This is a genomic window from Pantoea sp. CTOTU49201 (assembly GCF_032054795.1).
In the GTDB taxonomy this organism is placed as follows: domain Bacteria; phylum Pseudomonadota; class Gammaproteobacteria; order Enterobacterales; family Enterobacteriaceae; genus Pantoea; species Pantoea symbiotica.
On the sequence record NZ_DAMBSA010000421.1, the window covers coordinates 2,956 to 3,907 of the forward strand.

The 952-nt window shown below is 56.4% G+C and carries 2 protein-coding genes; both read left to right on the forward strand.

Annotated elements, in window-relative coordinates:
* Window positions 1-445 (forward strand): ABC transporter permease subunit (locus RTY00_RS21350; RefSeq protein WP_312666066.1); only part of this gene is annotated, 445 nt, incomplete at its 5' end.
* A 2-nt stretch (window positions 446-447) separates the two neighbouring features.
* Window positions 448-952, forward strand: a 505-nt coding sequence (locus RTY00_RS21355) for an ABC transporter substrate-binding protein (protein ID WP_312666068.1), incomplete at its 3' end; no start/stop codon positions are given.

Genomic DNA, 952 nt, shown 5'->3' on the forward strand with positions numbered 1-952 from the left:
GGTGCTGGCGATTGCGCCGATGACCATTATCTGGTTCGGCACTGAGATGCTGTCAAAAGTGGTGATCGTGGCGTTCTCCTGCGTGGTGGTATCGCTGACCACCTCTTATAAAGGTGCGATGCGCACCGATCCCGATCTGATTAACCTGCTGCGCTCCTTCAACGCAGGACGCGGCACCATTTTCTTCAAGCTGGTGGTGCCGTCGGCGATGCTGTGGGTGCTGTCTGGTTTACGCCTCAACGTCGGTTTTGCGCTGGTCGGCGCCATCGTTGGCGAATACATCTCTTCCGATGCGGGCGTAGGACACATGATCCTGCTCGGCAGCTCCAACTTCGGTATGAACATTGTGCTGGCTGGCATCGTGCTGGTCATGCTGATGATGCTCTGTTTTAACGCGCTGGTGGCTTTTCTTGAACGCCTCATTCTCTCCTGGGACAGGAAATAATCATGAAAACATTTCGCTTCGCTACGATCTCTGCCGCAGTTTCTTTAGCTTCATTGGTCAGTGTGCATGCGGCGCTGGCTGCCGACACGCCGGTACGCATTAATCAGGCTTTCCAGTCGCTGCTCTATCTGCCGCTGTACGTGGCGCAGGAGCAGGGCTTTTTCAAACAGCAGGGCGTTGAGGTAAAAATCAGCACCGGCGGCGGCGGGGCGCAATCCTGGGCGGCGGTGATTGGCGGCTCGGCGGATTTCTCGATTCAGGATCCGGTGTTTGTGCCGAAAACCCGTGAAAACGGCGGCAAAGGCGTGGTGGTGGCCGGCGTGCAGAACGCGCCAACCATCTTTGTCTTCGGCAAAGAAGCGGCTTCACTGCAGGACAACTTATCGCTGCTGTCAGGTAAACGCGTGGTCACCAGCCCGCAGCCCGATACGACCTGGGCGTTCATGAGTTATCTGATCAAACAAAACAACCTGAAAGACGTGAAGCTGGTGCATGTGGCGATCGGCA